The sequence below is a fragment of the Bacillus sp. NPDC057893 genome (assembly GCF_042796455.1).
Lineage (GTDB): Bacteria > Bacillota > Bacilli > Bacillales > Bacillaceae_G > Bacillus_A.
Window position 1 is genome coordinate 495,720 of sequence record NZ_JBHVNG010000001.1, and the last position, 15,352, is coordinate 511,071.

General features: G+C 36.3%; 16 protein-coding genes and 2 other annotated features. Of the genes, 9 read left to right on the forward strand and 7 right to left on the reverse strand.

Features of this window, described 5'->3' with window-relative positions; translation table 11 throughout:
* The first annotated feature begins 2 nt into the window (after nucleotides 1-2).
* From ACFVQC_RS02730 to ACFVQC_RS02755, 6 genes are all read left to right on the forward strand, one after another.
* Nucleotides 3-1,031 (forward strand): FecCD family ABC transporter permease, encoded by a 1,029-nt coding sequence (locus ACFVQC_RS02730; protein WP_377889379.1) that lies wholly within the window; start codon nucleotides 3-5, stop codon nucleotides 1,029-1,031.
* Nucleotides 1,018-1,836, forward strand: coding sequence for an ABC transporter ATP-binding protein (locus ACFVQC_RS02735; protein WP_377889377.1), 819 nt, complete (start codon nucleotides 1,018-1,020; stop codon nucleotides 1,834-1,836). The genes ACFVQC_RS02730 and ACFVQC_RS02735 overlap by 14 nt, the downstream gene beginning before the upstream one ends.
* Nucleotides 1,803-2,198, forward strand: coding sequence for an ankyrin repeat domain-containing protein (locus tag ACFVQC_RS02740; RefSeq protein ID WP_377897383.1), 396 nt, complete (start codon nucleotides 1,803-1,805; stop codon nucleotides 2,196-2,198). The genes ACFVQC_RS02735 and ACFVQC_RS02740 overlap by 34 nt, the downstream gene beginning before the upstream one ends.
* A 294-nt stretch (nucleotides 2,199-2,492) precedes the next feature.
* Nucleotides 2,493-3,020 (forward strand): GNAT family N-acetyltransferase, encoded by a 528-nt coding sequence (locus ACFVQC_RS02745; protein ID WP_002015253.1) that lies wholly within the window; start codon nucleotides 2,493-2,495, stop codon nucleotides 3,018-3,020.
* 57 nt (nucleotides 3,021-3,077) lie between these two features.
* Entirely contained in the window at nucleotides 3,078-3,536 is a 459-nt protein-coding gene (locus ACFVQC_RS02750) for a GNAT family N-acetyltransferase (protein ID WP_002160411.1), read from the forward strand.
* A 110-nt stretch (nucleotides 3,537-3,646) separates the two neighbouring features.
* Nucleotides 3,647-4,024 carry a hotdog family protein gene (locus ACFVQC_RS02755; RefSeq protein WP_002160412.1) on the forward strand — a complete coding sequence of 126 codons (378 nt, stop codon included), beginning with the start codon at nucleotides 3,647-3,649 and terminating at the stop codon, nucleotides 4,022-4,024.
* Between the two features lie 39 nt (nucleotides 4,025-4,063).
* On the opposite strand, the gene ACFVQC_RS02760 is transcribed toward ACFVQC_RS02755, so the two are convergent.
* Nucleotides 4,064-4,609, reverse strand: a complete 546-nt coding sequence (locus tag ACFVQC_RS02760; protein ID WP_088099534.1) for a helix-turn-helix domain-containing protein — start codon at nucleotides 4,607-4,609, stop codon at nucleotides 4,064-4,066.
* A gap of 156 nt (nucleotides 4,610-4,765) precedes the next feature.
* On the opposite strand from ACFVQC_RS02760, the gene ACFVQC_RS02765 reads away from it, so the two are divergent.
* Complete coding sequence (locus ACFVQC_RS02765) at nucleotides 4,766-5,170, forward strand: DoxX family protein (RefSeq protein WP_377889372.1); 405 nt, start codon at nucleotides 4,766-4,768, stop codon at nucleotides 5,168-5,170.
* Nucleotides 5,171-5,191: 21 nt separating this feature from the next.
* Entirely contained in the window at nucleotides 5,192-6,049 is an 858-nt protein-coding gene (locus tag ACFVQC_RS02770) for a VOC family protein (RefSeq protein WP_377889370.1), read from the forward strand.
* 15 nt (nucleotides 6,050-6,064) lie between these two features.
* Here the strand turns inward: ACFVQC_RS02770 and ACFVQC_RS02775 are convergent, their stop codons facing one another.
* The 3 genes from ACFVQC_RS02775 to ACFVQC_RS02785 all read right to left on the reverse strand — a co-directional run bounded on the left by ACFVQC_RS02775 (nucleotide 6,065) and on the right by ACFVQC_RS02785 (nucleotide 11,605).
* Complete coding sequence (locus ACFVQC_RS02775; protein ID WP_002167644.1) at nucleotides 6,065-6,379, reverse strand: 4a-hydroxytetrahydrobiopterin dehydratase; 315 nt, start codon at nucleotides 6,377-6,379, stop codon at nucleotides 6,065-6,067.
* Nucleotides 6,360-8,114 carry an aromatic amino acid hydroxylase gene (locus tag ACFVQC_RS02780; protein WP_377897385.1) on the reverse strand — a complete coding sequence of 585 codons (1,755 nt, stop codon included), beginning with the start codon at nucleotides 8,112-8,114 and terminating at the stop codon, nucleotides 6,360-6,362. The genes ACFVQC_RS02775 and ACFVQC_RS02780 overlap by 20 nt, the downstream gene beginning before the upstream one ends.
* A 162-nt stretch (nucleotides 8,115-8,276) precedes the next feature.
* Nucleotides 8,277-8,505, reverse strand: a binding site (T-box leader).
* A gap of 52 nt (nucleotides 8,506-8,557) precedes the next feature.
* Nucleotides 8,558-8,787: a binding site (T-box leader), on the reverse strand.
* 70 nt (nucleotides 8,788-8,857) lie between these two features.
* The gene (locus tag ACFVQC_RS02785; RefSeq protein ID WP_377897387.1) at nucleotides 8,858-11,605 is read right to left on the reverse strand and encodes a S8 family peptidase; all 2,748 of its coding nucleotides are present in this window, start codon (nucleotides 11,603-11,605) and stop codon (nucleotides 8,858-8,860) included.
* 228 nt (nucleotides 11,606-11,833) lie between these two features.
* Here ACFVQC_RS02785 and ACFVQC_RS02790 point away from each other — a divergent pair, with 228 nt between their 5' ends.
* Nucleotides 11,834-13,072: a TolB family protein gene (locus ACFVQC_RS02790; RefSeq protein WP_377897388.1), complete on the forward strand. Its 1,239-nt coding sequence runs from the start codon at nucleotides 11,834-11,836 to the stop codon at nucleotides 13,070-13,072.
* Between the two features lie 43 nt (nucleotides 13,073-13,115).
* Here ACFVQC_RS02790 and ACFVQC_RS02795 read toward each other — a convergent pair whose 3' ends face one another.
* From ACFVQC_RS02795 to ACFVQC_RS02805, 3 genes are all read right to left on the reverse strand, one after another.
* Complete coding sequence (locus ACFVQC_RS02795; protein WP_000071861.1) at nucleotides 13,116-13,238, reverse strand: DUF4023 domain-containing protein; 123 nt, start codon at nucleotides 13,236-13,238, stop codon at nucleotides 13,116-13,118.
* Between the two features lie 223 nt (nucleotides 13,239-13,461).
* On the reverse strand, nucleotides 13,462-14,580 hold the full coding sequence (locus ACFVQC_RS02800) for an RNA-guided endonuclease TnpB family protein (protein ID WP_377897389.1): 1,119 nt from the start codon (nucleotides 14,578-14,580) through the stop codon (nucleotides 13,462-13,464).
* Nucleotides 14,581-14,865: 285 nt separating this feature from the next.
* Complete coding sequence (locus ACFVQC_RS02805) at nucleotides 14,866-15,204, reverse strand: phosphoglycerate mutase (protein ID WP_377889363.1); 339 nt, start codon at nucleotides 15,202-15,204, stop codon at nucleotides 14,866-14,868.
* Nucleotides 15,205-15,352 lie beyond the last annotated feature (148 nt).

Genomic DNA, 15,352 nt, shown 5'->3' on the forward strand with positions numbered 1-15,352 from the left:
GTATGGAGAGTAGTGAAATAGTAAGAGAAAAGGAACATCCTTTTGCGAGAAAAAGATGGATAATAGCAGTTACTTTAGTCGTATTAACATTTCTAAGCCTTTTTTACGGTCTTTTCGCAGGAAGTTTATCTTTTTCTTTACGAGACATTCTAACAGGGATACAAGATGAAAGTTCGACAGTTCATCGAATTGTATGGGATCTTCGCATACCGAGAGTGCTCGTTGGGTTTATAGTAGGAACGTGTTTAGCTACATCTGGAGCATTACTGCAAGGGGTTATGAGAAACCCTCTTGCAGACCCTGGAATTATTGGGGTTTCATCTGGAGCGGGTCTTGTAGCAATTGTAATTATGATTCTATTTCCTCAGCACATGGCTTTTTTACCGCTAGGAGCGTTTTTAGGAGCTTTCATAACAGCGATGGTCATTTATGCTTTATCATGGCAAAAAGGGGCACCGCCTTCAAGAATCGTCTTAGTAGGTGTGTCAATCAATGCATTAATTGGTGCAGCAACGTCAGCATTAATGTTATTACATAGTGACAAAGTACAATCCGTGTTACCGTGGTTAGCTGGCGGTATTGGTGGTGTGAGCTGGGCACATTTAAATATGATTATTTACTATGCAATATTCGCTATTATATTAGCTTTCTTCGGTATTAAACACATTCGAGTATTAATGCTTGGGGATGAAATGGCGAAATTATTAGGGCATAACGTGGAAAGAAGTCGGTTTTATTTAATAGTAGTAAGTACAATGTTAGCTGGAATTGCGGTTAGTGTTGCTGGTCTAATTGGATTTGTAGGTCTTGTCGTACCGCATATGTTACGTTTATTAGTTGGAAATGACTATAAATATTTACTGCCATTATCATGCCTTGGCGGAGGGATATTACTTGTTTTCGCGGATGCGATAGCTCGAAGTTGGTTCGATCCAATCGAATTGCCTGTTGGTATTTTATTGTCCTTCTTAGGTGGTCCGTTCTTCTTATATTTAATTCATAGAGGAGGAAAACAACGTGATTTCCGTTAACAAAGTGTTTTACGCACATTCTGAAAGATTTCAAATGCAAAATATGAATGTACATATTAAAGCTGGAGAAATCGTTAGTTTAATCGGTCCGAATGGATCCGGGAAATCTACTTTGCTGCGTTTAATAGCACGGCTACTTAAACAAAGCGAAGGAAATATCATTTTAGATGGGACAAATATTCATACGATGAAGAGTGCGGATGTAGCGAAGCAATTAGCGATGTTACCACAAATGCATGATCATCAATTAGATTTAACAGTGAAAGAACTAATACAGTTCGGAAGAGGTCCCCATAAATCATGGAGTAGTCGCTCAAATAAAGAAGATGAAGAAATTGTTGATTGGGCATTGTCTGTTACAAATCTTGAAGGGTATGAATATCGTCTTTTACAGTCTTTGTCAGGAGGAGAAAGACAACGTGCTTGGATTGCGATGACGCTAGCACAACGTACAAATGTCTTATTATTAGATGAACCAACAACCTTTTTGGATATTGTTCACCAGTTGGAAGTAATGGAACTTGTGAAACGATTAAACGAGGAGTTTGGTATGACAATTATAATGGTCTTACATGACATTAACCAAGCGGCTCAATATAGTGATCGTTTACTCGTATTAAAGCGAGGAAAGATTCAGTATGACGGTGTACCAGAAGAAGTATTATGTCAACAAATGTTTCAACATGTATTTGGCATAGAAGTAGATATTTTTCAAGGAAGCGACAAGCCATTTTTTACACCGAAACGAATTTCTAAAAAAGGAGCAGAGCGATGCAAACAGAAGAGCGTATTACCACTGAATTAGTAAGAGAATTTGTTATGGCAGCTCACGGAGATTTAGAAAAAGTACAGGAACTATTGGCGAAATCGCCAAGCTTACTTCACGCTTCTTATAATTGGGGCGGCTCAGATTGGGAAAGTGCCTTAGGAGCAGCGGCCCATGTAGGACGTAAAGATATTGCACTTTATTTACTGGAAAAGGGAGCTCGGATGGATATTTTTGCAGCGGCTATGCTTGGTGAACTTGAAGTCGTACAAGCCATTTTAGTAGCACAACCAGAAGCATTACGTGCATCTGGTCCACATGGCATCTCTCTTCTTCAACATGCACGAATGGGTGGAGAAAAAGCTCAGCGTGTATTTGAGTACTTAACAGTGCTTTCTTAATGACCGCAAAGTTCTTATGTGCGGTAAACTTTCCACTCAAAAGATTGGAAGGTTTACCGCCCGTTAGAACGGGATAAGTATCTAGTATATTTGAAAATCCTACACCCCCTCAATTGTAGTTTTCTTTATACTAGTAATGATATGGATGCAGTAGACACTCTTTTGTCTACTGCTTTTTTTTGATATAATACGCTTTTATAAGATTGAATTTTCTTTCTTTTTTACAAATTTCTTGATATGAATTATTCAACGCTTAAATAGTTTGAAATATATAGTTATGTAATGATGTTCAAAATGATGGGAGTGAATAAAAGAGTGTTCCATACAGATCGCTTACAATTTCGCAAATATACAATGGATGATTTACCGTTTTATGCTTCTTTATGGGGGGATGAGAAGGTAATGCGCTATATTGGAAATGGAACGTTAAAAACATTTATGCAATGTAAAAAAAGTTTGGAGGAGAGGGTACTTCCAAATTATAAAAATGGTCTCGGTTTATTTGTAATGATTGAAAAGGAAACAGGGATACGAATTGGTCATGCAGGACTTGTCAAGCAGAAGGTAGATGGAAAAGAGGAAATTGAGATTGGCTATTGGCTACTTCCTAAGTATTGGGGGAAAGGGTATGCGAAAGAGGCTGCGGCAGCATTTCGAGACTATGGTTTTCAAGCATTACAAATGAATAAATTAATTTCACTTATTAATCCGAACCACCCAGCTTCAATATTTGTTGCTAGAAAAACAGGGCTTAGTTATGAGAAAACAACTTCATTTCATGAGATGGATGTTCTCGTTTATTCCATTAAGCGGGTTGGATGAAAAAAGGTGAATTGCGTCTTTTGGAGAATGGTATATAAAAAATAAAGGGGGGATTACATGTATATTTACCATAATGGACTTATTATTCGTGAGGGAACGAACGGTGTACCAGCATATGCAATTAAAACTTTATTCGAAGATGCCGGTTGGAGTAATGATAATATCCCTTCTTGGCAAATTGAAAAATTTACGATAGCATTTGAAAATTCCACATGGGCTTTCACAATTTGGGATGAAGAAGAAATGGTCGCGATGGTTAGAGTGATTTCTGATCAAATTATGGTTGCTAACATAGTAAATTTAGTTGTGAAGTGTGAGTATAGGGGAAAAGGGTTAGGTAAGAAACTTGTAGCTCTTTGTTTACAAAAGCTTCCGCATGGCGATTGGTTTGCGCATACATCCGCTAGTAATTTTGATTTTTATAGAAGTTGTGGTTTTGAAGTAAGAGAGTTATCAAGAAATGGAACATGTGCGTATTATGGGTATCAAGTGGCAAAAAAGGATGGGCATCGATAAAATTATAAGGTAGTGAAGAAAAAGATCGCTATTTTAATAATATAAACTGAACTGAGACTTATTTTGTGATAAAATAAAAGAAAATTCAGTTTATTAAACGGAGGATAAAAATGAATGTAAAAGTTGGGGATGTATTTAAATACGAAAGAAGGTTTACTGAGGAAGAAGTTTTTGAATTTGCAAATATTACAGGCGATAAAGGTAGACATCATATGGAATATGATGAGAATGGACGATTAATGGTTCATGGTCTATTGACTGCTAGCATTGGTACGAAAGTAGGAGAAGAGTTACATTACATAGCGAGGGAATTAGTAAGTGAGTTCATTAGACCAGTTTTTACAGGTGATACGATTACTTGTGAATTAACATTAACAAATATTGAGCAAATGGAAGGATATAAAAAAGTTTCAATTGAGTCAGTTTATCGCAATCAACATGAAAAGACCGTACTAGTTGGGACAAGTTATGGAATTATAAGGGAATAAAAAAGAAGCCTGTTACGAAACAGGCTTCTTTTTTATCAATTAGTAAACTCGTTTTCGATTTTCCGCATGACTAGAGATAAGTAATAATGCAGATTCTTCACCTATATTACGAACAATATGGGGAACGCATGCATTCCAGGAGAAAGAATCACCTTCTTCTACAATTGCAATATCTTCACCATGTTGAACTTCCAGTTTTCCGCGTAATACAAGATGACACTCTTCGCCTTCATGAGCATTTGGCGAGTTTTCTTTCGGGAATCCGGCAGAAATTTCTACAAGATTTAGGCGAAGGCCACCTTGCTCCGCAACATGCTCAATTCTTTGTTCATCTTTTCCATACACACTGTATTTACGCTCTTCTTTTTTTATAATTTTCAAACGATCTTTTTGTTCTAACAATAAATATGGAAGGGGAACATTTAAAAAATTAGCAATCATTTCTAAAGTTGAGATAGATGGTGATGTTTTATTGTTTTCAACCTGACTCATAAAGCCTTTAGAAAGACCTGTTCCTTCACAAATTTGGGCAATCGTAATTCCTCTACGTTGACGAATTTCACGAATCGCAGAACCGATATTCATAAAATCATGCTCCTTTTTGTAAACAACTATTTGTATCATAGCAAAAAAAAAATATTTTTTCTCATGAAAAATGAATTGACGAATAAAAATAATTAGTGTATGTTTTGTAATGTAAATAAAAGTTTTGTATAAGAAAACTATAAAGGAGAGAAAGAAATGAATCAACATATTGGCAACTTAATTATTCGTATCGTGTTAGGGGTAACGTTCTTTATGCACGGTTTAACAAAATTCCAATCAGGAATTGACAATATTGCAGGGTGGTTTACAAGCATTGGTTTACCAGGAGGACTTGCATACGGTGTAGCAACATTTGAATTAGTTGGAGGTCTATTGTTAATTCTAGGTTTAGGTGTAAGATATATTGGCTTATTATTTGCACTTGTTATGGTTGGAGCGATTGTGAAAGTAAAATGGTCAGCTGGCTTGTTAGGAGACGGGAAAAATCCTGGGTTTGAGTTAGAACTTGCATTATTAGCGATGGGTGCATACTTATTTGTTGCGAAAGCTGATGGTTTTGTAGATAATTTCTTAAAAGAGAAAATGTTCAAGAAGAATTAATTAAAATGGGGGTATAACAAAATGGGCTTTCCACTTCATCCCGAAACAACACTTGAGGTTGTTCATTTATATGTATCAAATTTAAAGAAATCGCTAGAGTTTTATACAGAAGTATTGCGTATGAAGGTACTGGAAGAAAAAAGTACAATCGTTACGTTTGGTAATGAGGAAAATGAGCCACTTCTCATAATAGAAGAAAAGGAAGATGCTCTTCCGAAGCAAAGAGGTCGAACTGGTTTATATCACTATGCAATTTTATTACCAAACAGACAAGACTTAGCAAATATTCTTCGTCATTTTGTTGAGAGAGTACACCCATTACATGGTGGGGCTGACCATTTCTTTAGTGAAGCTCTTTATTTAGCTGATCCAGATGGAAACGGGATTGAAATTTATCATGATCGCCAAAAAGAAGTTTGGCATGATGAAAATGGAGAGCTACCATTTGTTAGTAACCCGTTAGACGGCGAAGGATTATTACAGCAAGGAAGTACATGGAATGGATTCCCGGCTGGTACTGTGATGGGGCATATTCATTTACATGTAGCTGACTTAGAAGAAGCGAAACGTTTCTATGTTGATGGTCTTGGTTTTGATGTAACAATTCCAGCTCGTAATGGAGCATTGTTCGTATCAGCAGGTGGTTATCATCATCATATCGGTTTAAATACATGGCAAGGTGAGGATATACCACCACAAATGCCAAATTCCGTCGGCTTGAAATATTTCACCATTGTACTAGCAGATGAAAAACAAAAAGAGCAAGTATGTGAAAGCTTAAAATATATTGGCGTGGTTGCTACGTATAAAGATGGAATATTACAGGCCAAGGATCCGTTTGGACATTGTATACATTTTAAAGTAAAAGGAGAAGCCTAAAAAAGGCTTCTCTTTTTACTTTCTTATAATAGCTTTTTCATTTTGTAAAAATAGTTCATCAAATTGCTTTGCAAGGTCAAAATCTAGTTTCGTTAAACCTTTTGCATTCCATGATGACAAAGTAATAATGACTGCTTTATACTGGATAAGGATAAATGGGTGGTGATTATGTTCTTCTGATAGTTTGGCGGCTTCAGAGACAAATTCGACTCCTTTTAAGTAGTCGGAAAACATATATTTTCTTTCAATCCATTTTTCATCTTTCACGGTCCATTTATCCAGCTTTGTTAATTCCTCTTGTACTTCTTCATTAGTTAATCGTAGCATCATTTTTCACATCCTTTACCTGCAGTAACGCAAGACCATTGTTAATAAGACGTGTTACAGATTCTTCAGTTGTGAAAGTAGAAAGTTGTTGTAATAATGCTGCTGATGCTTCGTGACCTTTGTTATGTTCTAAAAGCAATTCTAAAATTTCAAGACGAAGCAACCATTCTTTCGGATGAAATTTATTTAATACTTCTTGAATAGCTATTAATTGATCAGTATGAGTATCGTGTAAAATACTATCGTTACGTATATCTCGAACTGTTTGATACATACGTTCAAGCTCATTCAGTACAAGTGGATCAGGAGTTTCTTGTACTTCTTCATTCATCGGGAAAAATGCAGCCGCATCTGCCGCTCCTGGGAATACAGAAGTGATTTGTGAGCCGACAGCCATATCAAATGCTCCCCATGAAGGATCAAATAATAAGCGATTTTTATGAGTAACTGCACAATTTATAAAGGAGATAAGAGCAATTTTTTTATCATTTCTTACAATGTCTGTTACTGTTCCTTTTACATGAATGCCGCTTGCAAAAGTAAACTCTGCGCTATTTCCAATTGTAATGCCTAATGATTGTAATTGTTCTTCTGTACAATTTTCTAATGCAATATCACCATCTAGTAATCCGATTGGTGTCCCGAATCCATCGCTGTGCACAGATGTAGAATGATTTGCTAGTTGTTTATTATGAATTGCTAATGCAGTTGGTGAGCTTGTTCGTGTGTAAATAACTTCACCAGTATCATTTTTAATTGTCTCTGTAAATGTACCCGTAATTTGTAATCCACTACTTAGCTCAGTTGTAGCATGATTTTCGGAGCGGATTGCTTTTTCTAATCCTTCTGTGCCACCTGTTTTAAATGCCATCGTTGTAGAGAACTGCTCAAGTGCCTCAGTCAACTCTTCAAATGATTCACAAACAAATAGCTGTGGCTGCATTTTTGTTACGTCATAAGTTGTCCCGGTGCAAGCTTCAATTGAGAATGGAACTTTCTTTACAGCATCTGTTAAACAATGCTTACTTTCACCGACAGAGGAAAGGAGACCAGCACCGTAAATTTTGGGGTCATCTATATTACCGATTAGGCCGTATTCCACTGTCCACCAGAATAGACGTGAAATTTGTTCTGCCTCTGATAAACCAGAAACTAAGTTTTGTTTTTCGATTACCGCATTTTCAGCAGCTGCAACTTCATCAGGAGTAGAAGTCGGGCTTTCTTTTACAATCGTTAATGTACGAACAGCTTCAAAAGCCTCATGTTCTTCTTTTGTTGAGAAAGCTTTCGCTCCAATTTGTCCAAAGCGCTTCACATATTTTGCATATGTAGAATCAAGTAAAATCGGTGCGTGTCCTGCTGCTTCATGAACGATATCAGGAGCCGGTGTATACTCGATATTTTCTACTTTACGAATATCTGTTGCGATTGGTAGTAATCCGTGCCCCTGAAAATCGAAGAATGCTACGCCGGGAATAAGTCCGTCAATCGTTACAGCTCCCCAGCCGCTTGGTGCTAAGCATTCATTCATTTCTTCTACTTTTGGAATTGCATCTATATTAATACCAGATGATTGTAGTCCGTTAACATAGGATGGATGAGCAACATCTTTTAAAAAGCTATGGTTTTGTCTCATAATGTAACGCCAAACAGCGTGATTCACCGGTGTGTATTGATCATAATGCTGTGTAGATACGAATGGTTTTAAATGTGATGGAATTTCTGTTTTCTTTGTCATTTAGACATCCTCCTTTTTCTCTATAAAAATGAATACCTGTTTCGTATAGATTGCACCACCTCCTTTTAAAATTGTAAGCGCTTATAAAATTTTATCATAAGATTCGGAATTATTTAATATTTGTTTGTGTGATAAATAGAAAAAGCCCCTATCGGAAAATCCGATAGGGGCGAAAAAATCGCGGTACCACCCTATTTGTAAGTGGAAAATATACTTACATCTCAAATACTGATAACGGAAAAAATCCGTCTTTTCCTTCATGCATAAAAGCACTACGAAAAAGAAGCTCCAGAATTGTAATTCGCACTTATATATGTGCTGATTCACACTCACCATCAGCTCTCTGTAACAGGGATATAAGATACTACTGCGATTCTTTCAACGCGTAATATATGAATTTATTTAAAAGGGAAAGGCGCAAAAAAGCCCCTATCGGAAAATCCGATAGGGACGATAAAAATCGCGGTACCACCCTATTTGTAAACAGAAAAATTGTTTACCACTCACTTTAAGATAACGGAAAGATCCGTCTTTCTCTTCATGCATAAAAAGCATTACGGGAAAGAAGCTCCAGAATTGTAATTCACGCTTGTATATGTACTGATTCACACCAACCATCAGTTCTCTGAGACAGGGATATAAGTCGCTACTAGTATTCCTTCAAAGCCGATATATAATTCGTTCAACTAAACTATGTTTTGTATTATAAAACTATATTTAAAAGCTTGTCAACAATAATTTTATTATTTCACTTCTAAATCAACGTTTAAATTAGTTGTATTTCCAGCTGCATCAGTTGCTACAATGTGGATTGTATTTTTCCCTTGTTGTAATTGATTACGATCGAAATAAATTTCAAAGTTTTTTTCCCAAGGGTTCAGGAATGCATTTTCCCATACGCCATTTCCATTAATTTCATACTGTATCGTTACGGGATGTCCTGGAGCAACCCAACCAGATTCTGTCATCCAATCTAATAGTATATCGTTTACTTTCCCTCTAATGACAAGATTTTCTTGATCAATTTCGTATGTTAACTGAGGCGCAGTACGGTCAATAAACACAGCTCCTGTTTGTTTCGTTTCTCCTCCAGAATTAGAAGCAACAGCTTCGATTTGGTATAAGCCATCAGGTAGAGGGGATCCATCAGTTTTTGTACCATTCCATTTGAAAGATTTATAACCAGGTGTTTCGTTTTTACCTTGATACACCATACCTTGATATGTTACTCGGTCTTTCGTAATTAAATTAGCATGAAACGTTACATCCTCAACTGGTGTAACTAAATAGTAATTGATAAGGTTGTCATCTAGTATTCGGTCATTATTTGGACTGAAAGTAGAATTAACAATTTCAAGGCCATCAATACGTTTGTATTCTTTCGGATCAATGCTAAATGTAAATGGAATACGCATTTCTTCAGTCTTCCCTTGCTCTTTTACATATAGATTTCCTGTATATACACCTTGTGGTAAGGAGCTATCTACAGTAATTGTAAAAGGCTTTTCGATGTTACTATTAGGTTTTACGCTAACAGAAGAAGAGAAAGAAGTTTGAACTTTCGTTTTTGTATCTAATAGTTCAATACGAGTTGAAAAGTTTTTCTTTTTGCTAGAAAGATTTTGCAATGTAATATTTTGTGTTAATTTTACTTTTCCGCTATTCGGTTTAATTAGACCGAAACTTACATTGTTTGGTGTAACTAATGCATCCGCTTTTACTGCTTTTGGAATATTAATTAAACCGGATCCTTGTGCCATCACAGGATATGTATTTTCATTTACGTCTTTTAATGTTTTTGCTGTATTGGCAAGAGATGATTTTAATTGTTCTGTCGTCCAATCAGGATGCATTTGACGTAATAGAGCAACTGCCCCCGTTACTTGCGGTGCAGCCATACTTGTCCCATTGTGAGATTCATAGCCACCTCTTGGTACTGTACTTGTAATTTGCACGCCAGGTGCAACAACATCAGGCTTTATAAGCCAACTTCCTTGCGATGGTCCCCTTGAACTAAAGTTCCCAATAAGTTCTGTTTGGTTTGGTTGTCCAATTTTTATATTTTTCTTGCGCTTTGTAATTAAATTTTTCAACTCTTCACCATTCGTATTGGATAGTTGCATAACTGGAAGAGCTACTTCTTCACGTCCAAAATATTCAGGCATAATATTAATTTCTTTTTCGTTAGAAATTAGTAGCACGCCGAGAGCGCCAGCTTGTTTTGCTTGTTCTGCTTTTACTAACGTGCTCGAAGTTCCTTGCAAGACAAGAGCGAACTTACCTTTGACATCTTGTTTAGCGTAATCACTTGGATTACCGTATCCAACATATACAAGTTGGGCATCGTTTCCTACTTGGAAATCCGATTTTGATAAAGGTAATCCTTGGTAAGATTTATTGGAACCAGCTACTTGGAATGTTGGAAACGGAATAGAAACTGTAGATGCTCCAACAGAGATGACACTACTTGCATTACCAGGAGCGTCAACAGACCAAGGTTTTGGTCCATCATTTCCATTTGAGACGACCGCAGTAACACCAAGTTTTGCTGCGCGTTCTAACGTCATTGTTACAGGTTGATTAGGTACATTCAAATCTTGACCAAGAGATAGATTTAAAACATCGGCACCATCTTGAATAGCGTGCTCAATACCTTGAATAATATCATCGGTCGTACCAGTACCACCATCATTCATGACACGGTAAGCGAGTATAGAAGCATTCGGAGCGATCCCCTTTATTTTTCCGTTACCAGCAATAATTCCAGCAACATGGGTACCGTGGACGTTTCCATCCATCGGATCATTATCTTCATCGACTGTATCATAGCCACCGATATAATTTGCTTGTAAATCAGGGTGGGTATAGTCTACACCTGAATCGATAATAGCGACTTTCATTCCTTTTCCATCAAGGGGTTTGCCAGTTGGATCTTTTAAATTCCAAGCTTCAGGTGCACCAACTGTAGGGCCCCCAACGTTTGGTGTTGCTTGATCTGCTGGGTTTTTTGATGTTTCATGTAACTTATATGTTAAGTTCGGATAAATTGCTTTTACTTCAGGTAAAGAAGCTAAAGCAGCAATTTGATCTCCTGGGATAGAAATAGAAAATCCAGAAAATAATGTACTATATGTTTCTTTTATCGTTGCCTTCGGTGCTTTTTCTTTAATTTTCTTTGTTGTATCCTCTTGTGCCTTTTTTAGTTGCGCATGGTATGATTGCACATTGCTATTTTTTAAATCTGGAGCATGCTGAATGTTACTTTGTGAAGCGAGTGGAGCATGTTGCAATTCTACAATGACTGAAATTTCTTTTGATGTTTTTGTTTCAACATTTTGCGCGATTTTATTTTCTCCCCATTGCTCAATATTCGCTTTTAACTGTGGACTAAATTGCTTCTCTTTTTGCAGTGACTCAGCATGGGCGCTTAAAGCTCCAAAACTCGAAAAGACGAGCGCCATACTTAATAGTGTAGATGTAGTTTTTTTCATTGAAATTCCCCCTAATAAAAAGCGCCAATATTCCGAAAAATTATCTTACATTTTTGTCGTTAAATATAAAAATGAATGTTGGATAAACTATAATTTCGACATAATTCATACCAATCCTCTTTGAATTGAAAATTTCTCGGGAAATTTTCGGGGACTATGTCGAATGGATATTTTTCACATATTGTAGGTGGAAAGTGAGGAATGCTATGAGGGAAATGGGGGTGCTATATGAAAAGGTTTATAGTAAGTGGAATCGTGATTCTGTGCCTTTTTTTCTGTTTAACTTCTATTACTAGCGCAGAAAATAATGGAGTGAAAGTTGCTTTTATTCGTAATCATAATCTATGGGTTAAAATCGGTGAGAAAGAAAAACAAATTACAAAAGGAGAGTACATAACAGGGCCGAAATGGTCACATAATGGAGAATGGCTTGCATATGCAAAAGGAAAGAAGCGAAATCATTTGGAACTGTATCGGCTGAAAGATGGAAAGAAAGTTACACCATCTCAATCAGAAGCATCGAATTATCAATGGTCACCAACAGAGAATATAATTGCCTTTGTATTTGCACGTACATTAAATATATTTGATGCTGAAAAAAAGAAAGCAGATTTTGAAAATGTAGCCAATGGTGTAGGTGACTATGCATGGTATCCTGATGGTAAGAAGTTTCTTGTATCATCAGAAGCGTACTTGCTTCCAATAGGATGGACAGGTGCTCAGTTATATGAAATACAAAAGGATGCAAATATGAATCCTCATAAGATGAAACATTTATATGCACTACCGAATGAGCATGATGACTTTTTAGCATTAGTTGGAAGTGGATTTAAGTGGTCGCCAGATCAAAAATGGATTTCGTTTTTGGCAGTACCAACAGCTTCTTTGTCAGCGGATAGTAATACACTTTGCTTAATTCGATCAGACGGCAATCGTTTTGAAACAGTAGATCAAATGTTATTAAACACACAATGGTTCAAATGGGCGCCATCAAAAAATACATTAGCCTATATTGAAGGCAGCGGGAGAGTTGCTTTAGAGAATAAGCATTTAAAAATAAAAGAATTGCCGGCTCTCCAGCAAAATACATTTACTCCAAAAGGCTATGTTGATTGGGATTTCACATGGAAGAACGATAATGTAATTATCGTTTCAAGGGCAAAGGAAGCAGAGCTATCGGTCCCTCTAGAAAAAAGACCACTACCATCTTTATATGCAGTAAATAGTATAAACGATGAACAAAATCAAATTACAAAGCCATCAAATAGCCAAGGCGATTATAACCCTATTTTTATTAAGAAGAGCAACCAATTAATGTGGCTCCGTTCAAATCGTAAGAAAGCTGATGTATGGCTTGCTCATAGCGATGGGAAATATGAAAAGAAGTGGATTGAAAATATAGATGTGCCAGAGTGGTATTATGAGAAATGGAATTGGGAAGATGTCGTTTCGGTTAAAGACGAGTAAAAAAACCTGCCTAAAATATAATTTTTAGGCAGGTTTTTCAATGTTATTTATGTGTTTTATTTGGCTTTTTTTTCGCGGGGTTCCCGTTTCCTTGGCGCTTTCTATTTTGTTCATCTTTTGCTTGTTTTTCATGTAATGTATCTAAAAAATCATTTGAGTTACTCATTTTTATATCTCTCCTTTTTTCATTGCGTCCTAGTTACTATAACCATTTAGGAGGAAAATCATGAGATAAAAGTTAAGCGCTTAGTTTTCTTCGGTAGTATAAGTAAAATAGTCCATACTTGAGACTCCCACGACTAAAGTCGCAAGCCCGAATCCTTACGGATTTACGGGTGGGATTCTTGAATGACTAAGCGTTCGCAATCCATTTCTGCTTTGAACAGCCTTCAAGATAAGGGCATCTCATTGCCCCTCCTAAACCAGACCATAAAGGTGCTTAGGCTACCATCAATCACAGTTGCGCAGCGAATATTCATCGCTCCAACGATATCACGATGTGTCTTAAACCCACATGGACACTTATATTTTCTATCTTGAGCCTTATTCTTTTTAGCACATTTCGGACAACTTTGACTTGTATAAGCTGGATTCACATATTCAATCTGAATACCAGCTATCGTTGCTTTATAGGCAATAAATTGTGCCAAACGATAGAATGACCAAGTGTGTAGATTTTTTTCGTTTTTACGGCTTGTTCTTGCCGTCTGTCTTATATTCGTTAGTTGTTCTAATCGAATGACAGAAATACGATTTGCAATCGCAAAATTAATAATTGCACGACTTATTTTGTGATCTTTATCTTGCATCCATCTTTGCTCTTTATCATCCATTCGCCGAATGGCTTTCACCTTTTTGTCTTTTCCTAACTTCTTACGAACACTACGAAACTTACGCTTCTTATATTTATTGTGCCTACCACTCCCAAAGAAACGAACCTTATCATCATCTGTGATTGCTACCGCGGGGACCTTGAGACCTAAGTCTACGCCTAAAATTTTCGTTCCTGTCCTTTTATTGATAGGAAGTGTGACAGATATTTGGGCTATCCATTTATTCGATTTCTTTGTGATGCGAAGTGTACCTAATTTATGTTTTAACAGATTCAGATTACGATTGTTTTTATCACTTAATAAAGCCCGGATTTTTACACGAGTCGACTTTCCATTTACCTTAAATGGGATTGAAATATAAGTAGGTTCAAATGAATAATTTTGATTGTTCCATACACAAACAGGTCTCTTTAGAATTGGGATGATTTTATAATGGCTTTTCTTTACTTTTGTAGCAAACAAACTTTTCGCATCTTTAATCGCTTGATTTTTCACTGCACTTGGGATATTTGCTTCAATATTTTTTGTGCTTTTTTTCGTACTTTTCTTTGCTTCCACCATTTCCGATACAAGTGTATTTATAACTTTTATATATTCTTGACTGCTTTGTTCCAATAAACAGATTTGTCCTTTTGTTGGAATCAATTTCACTTTCACTGTTAGGGTCTGTGACATACGTTTCATCCCCTTGTTTTTTTGATTTTCAACATCGTGTTCATCTGATACATTTCTAGCAATCATAACAAAATCAGAACGTGTTTATAAACTTTACAACTGCATGAAACGAGGAGATCTTCCTCTCAAACACTTTGAAATATTCTTCTATCATCATTTATTCTAGTTATATCATTTATTTTCGAAAGATTCCAATAAAACTCCGAAGAAACCACCTATACTTTGGATACTTAAAGTACCACGAACCTTGCGATTTTTAGTGGTACTCCGTATCCAACCTCACTTTCATCCCATGCCTAAAGGCGATGGGCTTTCTTGTTCGGGAAAAGCTGTAATGAATAATATAAGTAAAACTTGTAACTCTACATTTTCTTTTAAAATAGTTGCGACAGAATATGGTAAGTAAGGTGATGTATCGCTCGTTCCTAAACCTAACCATTTGTTTAAGAGGTTAATGATACAAAATATGAAAACACCAGACCAGCTTGCGATAATTGCTTTTTGCTTAATTTTTGTTTCACGCTCATCATCTGTAATCCAAGGATTAGCAGTTTTATCACTATTAAGAAAGCCATTTATGTATCCCCATATGATCATGCCGATAAAGAGGATAATCCATTTCATATTTGTAATCCTCCTCTTCTTGTAAAAAGTATTTTATATATAATCGTAATGTTTTCCAAATATTGATGGCAAATACTTTTTACATCCTGCTTTTTAAAATAGCAGGAGTAAAGAAAAAAATAGGGAAGAAATATGTGAGACTATTTCC

What these genes read in the sequence shown, in the direction of transcription:
- ACFVQC_RS02730 (WP_377889379.1), top strand. Translation starts at nt 3, where the DNA reads ATGGAGAGTAGTGAAATAGTAAGAGAAAAGGAACATCCTTTTGCGAGA.
- ACFVQC_RS02740 (WP_377897383.1), top strand. Translation starts at nt 1,803, where the DNA reads ATGCAAACAGAAGAGCGTATTACCACTGAATTAGTAAGAGAATTTGTT.
- ACFVQC_RS02745 (WP_002015253.1), top strand. Translation starts at nt 2,493, where the DNA reads ATGATGGGAGTGAATAAAAGAGTGTTCCATACAGATCGCTTACAATTT.
- ACFVQC_RS02750 (WP_002160411.1), top strand. Translation starts at nt 3,078, where the DNA reads ATGTATATTTACCATAATGGACTTATTATTCGTGAGGGAACGAACGGT.
- ACFVQC_RS02755 (WP_002160412.1), top strand. Translation starts at nt 3,647, where the DNA reads ATGAATGTAAAAGTTGGGGATGTATTTAAATACGAAAGAAGGTTTACT.
- ACFVQC_RS02760 (WP_088099534.1), bottom strand. Translation starts at nt 4,609, where the DNA reads ATGAATATCGGTTCTGCGATTCGTGAAATTCGTCAACGTAGAGGAATT.
- ACFVQC_RS02765 (WP_377889372.1), top strand. Translation starts at nt 4,766, where the DNA reads ATGAATCAACATATTGGCAACTTAATTATTCGTATCGTGTTAGGGGTA.
- ACFVQC_RS02770 (WP_377889370.1), top strand. Translation starts at nt 5,192, where the DNA reads ATGGGCTTTCCACTTCATCCCGAAACAACACTTGAGGTTGTTCATTTA.
- ACFVQC_RS02775 (WP_002167644.1), bottom strand. Translation starts at nt 6,379, where the DNA reads ATGATGCTACGATTAACTAATGAAGAAGTACAAGAGGAATTAACAAAG.
- ACFVQC_RS02780 (WP_377897385.1), bottom strand. Translation starts at nt 8,114, where the DNA reads ATGACAAAGAAAACAGAAATTCCATCACATTTAAAACCATTCGTATCT.
- ACFVQC_RS02785 (WP_377897387.1), bottom strand. Translation starts at nt 11,605, where the DNA reads ATGAAAAAAACTACATCTACACTATTAAGTATGGCGCTCGTCTTTTCG.
- ACFVQC_RS02790 (WP_377897388.1), top strand. Translation starts at nt 11,834, where the DNA reads ATGAAAAGGTTTATAGTAAGTGGAATCGTGATTCTGTGCCTTTTTTTC.
- ACFVQC_RS02795 (WP_000071861.1), bottom strand. Translation starts at nt 13,238, where the DNA reads ATGAGTAACTCAAATGATTTTTTAGATACATTACATGAAAAACAAGCA.
- ACFVQC_RS02800 (WP_377897389.1), bottom strand. Translation starts at nt 14,580, where the DNA reads ATGTCACAGACCCTAACAGTGAAAGTGAAATTGATTCCAACAAAAGGA.
- ACFVQC_RS02805 (WP_377889363.1), bottom strand. Translation starts at nt 15,204, where the DNA reads ATGAAATGGATTATCCTCTTTATCGGCATGATCATATGGGGATACATA.